The sequence below is a fragment of the Micromonospora sp. MH33 genome, from assembly GCF_003013775.1.
GTDB lineage: Bacteria > Actinomycetota > Actinomycetes > Mycobacteriales > Micromonosporaceae > Micromonospora > Micromonospora fulviviridis.
The window spans coordinates 1-3,250 of the sequence record NZ_MUYZ01000479.1 but is presented as its reverse complement, the minus strand read 5'-3'; the positions used below and the strand labels follow the sequence as shown (position 1 = coordinate 3,250).

Below are 3,250 nucleotides of genomic sequence, written 5' to 3'. Positions count from 1 at the left end.
GCGTGGCGCCCGCGGTCCGGGCCGCCGGCGCGCCGCGCAGCCTGGTCCACAGGCCGCCGAGGTCGGCCTTGCCGACCCGCAGCGCGGCGCCGTTGATGCTCTCCAGCGGACGGGCCGCGGTGGCGCCGGCAAGCGGCCGGACCCGCCCGGCGGCCGGCTCCTGGTAGCGCACGATCAGCGGGAGCGCGTCCTGCGCGGCGTCGCCGTAGCCCTCGGCGGCCAGTTCCTCCACGTCGAACAGGTCCGGGTCGAGCAACCCGGCGGAGAGGTACGGGACGACGTCGCTGGGCAGCACCCGAAGTCCGCCGTCGGCCTCCAGGGTGTGGAAGGTGACCCGCTCCCGGCCCGGGCCGGGACGGACCGTGGCGGCGACCCGGCCGGGCGCGGCCGGGGTGAGGTCGACCTGGTCGCCGGTGATCAGGGTGATGCGGGCGGCCGGTGCGGTGCCCGGGGCGGGGGTGGCCGGGCTCGGGCCGGTGGGCCGGGCGGGCGGGTCGGCGGACGCCGGTACGGCGAGTCCGACCACCAGCGCGCCGACCGCGCCGGCGGCGAGCCAGCGTGGGGACCGGTGCATGCGATGCGCTCCTCTACTCGGGTGGCCGGCCTCGGGGGGGGGGGGATTGAGGCCGGCCGACCGGAGTCTGCGACGGAGATCATCGGTCGGTCACTAGGTACGGCACGCCGCACCGGCGACATGTCGCCAGGTGGACACGGGTCGACCGCGGCCGGGCCACCCGGTGTCGGGCGGATTGCCGCCAGGGGTGGCGTGGAATGTCGCCGGCGCGGGCGATGGCCGGGGTGCCGGAACGAGTGCGTCGCCGCCCGGTTCGTGAGCCGCCGTTTCCTCCGACGGCGGCTCGTCGATCCGGTCGACCCGACCGGGGTCGAAACCCGGCCGGGCGCGGCTCGCCGTCCGCCCGCCGCGGCCGGCCGCGACTCCTCCGACACCCCGACCGTCGTGGACCCGACCACCCCCTGGCCAGGGCCACGACCGTCGGACCGCGCGGTCCGGGCGGACACGGCCTCACCGCCCCGCCCGGACTCCACCTCGACGCAGTCCGGACGCCCCGAGCGCCGTCCCGGAAGACGGCGTTGCCGGCCCCGACGAACCCCGCCCCGCCGCGAAGGCGGGACCACCCGCCGGCCCGGGTTCCGGCGAGCTACGCCGGGACCGGCGCGGCGTGCCGTCGTCGGGAGAGGCTCCTACCGTAACCCGCCCCCGGCCGTACCCGGGTACGCCGAACGGGCCGATGCCCGGACCGGCGGGTCTTCGCTGAGCCGCCGGTCAGCGACGGCTGCCGCGCCAGCCCTGCACGGGCAGGTCGAACTTGGCCACCAGCCGGTCGGTGAACGGCCGCTCCCGGAGCCGCACGATGCGCACCGGCAGCGCGCCCCGGCGCACGGTGACCCGGGCGCCCGGAGGCAGGTCGTAGACCCGCCGGCCGTCGCAGCAGAGCACCGCCAGGGTGGTGAACGGGTCCACGGTGATCGCGAACGTGGACGTCGGCGCGGTGACGAGGGGACGGCTGAACAGCGCGTGCGCGCTGATCGGCACCAACAGCAGCGCCTCCACCTCGGGCCAGACCACCGGCCCGCCGCCGGAGAACGCGTACGCGGTGGATCCGGTGGGGGTCGCGCAGACCACGCCGTCGCAGCCGTAGCGGGACAGCGGCCGGCCGTCGACGTCGACGAGCAGCTCCAGCATCTGGGCCCGCTCGCCCTTCTCCACGCTGATCTCGTTCAACGCCCACGACTCGATGGTCGGGCCGCCCTCGAACTCGGCGGTGACGTCGAGGGTGAGCCGCTCGTCCACGGTGTAGTTGCGCCCGACCACGTCGCGCACCGCGCGGTCCAGGTCGTCGATCTCCGCCTCGGCGAGGAAGCCGACCTTGCCGAGGTTGATCCCGAGCAGCGGCGCCTTGGCCGGGCGGGCCAGCTCGGCGGCGCGCAGGAAGGTGCCGTCCCCGCCCAGCGCGAAGACGATCTCCGCGCCCTCGGCGGCCTCCGGGCCGGTCACCGGCACCACACCGGGCAGGTCCAGGTCGTCGGCCTCCTCGGCGACCACCCGCACCTCGAAGCCGGCCGCGATGAGGTCGGCCGCCACCGCGCGGGCGTGCTCGGTGCTGCGCCGACGGCCCGTGTGCGTCACCAGCAGAGCGGTCCGGCTCACCCGGACACCTCCTCAGTCGTGCCCTCCGGCCCGACGGCCGGAAATCCCTGCGGGCCGGCGGCCACCACCGCGCGCACCCGGTCGGGGTCCGCGGCGGGCGCGTCCCGGCGTAACCATACGAAGAACTCCACGTTGCCGCTCGGCCCGGGCAGCGGGCTGGCGGCCACACCGGCCAGGCCCAGCCCGAGCCGCGCGGCCGCGGCGGCCACGTCGAGCACAGCCTCGGCGCGCAGCTCGGGGTCGCGGACCACCCCGCCCGCGCCGACCCGCTCCTTGCCGACCTCGAACTGCGGCTTGACCATGAGCGCCAGGTCGCCGTCGGGCCGCGTGCAGCCGGCCAGCGCGGGCAGCACCAGCCGCAGCGAGATGAACGACAGGTCGGCCACCGTCAGGTCGACCGGGCCGCCGATCGCCTCCGGCGTGAGGGTACGCACGTTGGTGCGCTCGAAGACGTGCACCCGGTCGTCGTTCCGCAGCGACCAGGCGAGCTGCCCGTAGCCGACGTCGACCGCCACCACCTCGGCGGCGTCGGCGCGCAGAAGCACGTCGGTGAAGCCACCGGTGGAGGCGCCCGCGTCCAGGCAGCGCCGGCCGGACACGGTCAGCCCCCCGGGGGTGAACGCGGCGAGCGCGCCGGCCAGCTTGTGGCCGCCCCGGGAGACGTACTCCGCGACGGGGTCCTCGCCCGTGACCAGCAGCGGGTCGGCCGGGTCGACCATCGCGGCGGCCTTGCGGGCCGGCACCCCGCGCAGCCGGACGCGACCGGCCTCCACCAGCGCGGCGGCCTGCTCACGGGAGCGGGCCAGGCCACGGCGGACGAGCTCGGCATCCAGCCGGGTACGACGTGCCATCGGTGGTTCTTCTCCGCCTCTTCTCAGGCCTGGTCGATGCTGGCCAGGGTCTCGCGCAGCGTCTCGTACGCCGCCTCGTACTGGGCGATCTGGTCCGCCGGGGACAGCGCCTCGGCGTTGGTCATGGCTTGCACCGCGGCGTCCACCGCCGGGTGGCGTGCCTCGCCGACCTCCTCGACCGGCGCCGGCCGGATGCCCGCGGGCGGGCCGGGCCGGGGACCGGCCGGCG

3 protein-coding genes and 1 pseudogene are annotated in these 3,250 nt (G+C 76.8%); all 4 read right to left on the bottom strand.

The annotated features are described in order from the left end of the window. Positions 1-574, bottom strand: a pseudogene (locus B0E53_RS34680) (peptidase S8); the annotation flags it as partial. A 711-nt stretch (positions 575-1,285) separates the two neighbouring features. Next, on the bottom strand, positions 1,286-2,170 hold the full coding sequence (locus B0E53_RS34675; protein ID WP_107079746.1) for an NAD kinase: 885 nt from the start codon (positions 2,168-2,170) through the stop codon (positions 1,286-1,288). Beyond that, the gene (locus B0E53_RS34670; RefSeq protein ID WP_107079745.1) at positions 2,167-3,021 is read right to left on the bottom strand and encodes a TlyA family RNA methyltransferase; all 855 of its coding nucleotides are present in this window, start codon (positions 3,019-3,021) and stop codon (positions 2,167-2,169) included. The genes B0E53_RS34675 and B0E53_RS34670 overlap by 4 nt, the downstream gene beginning before the upstream one ends. 23 nt (positions 3,022-3,044) lie before the next feature. Beyond that, on the bottom strand, positions 3,045-3,250 hold a 206-nt coding region (locus B0E53_RS34665), incomplete at its 5' end, for a hypothetical protein (RefSeq protein ID WP_107079744.1).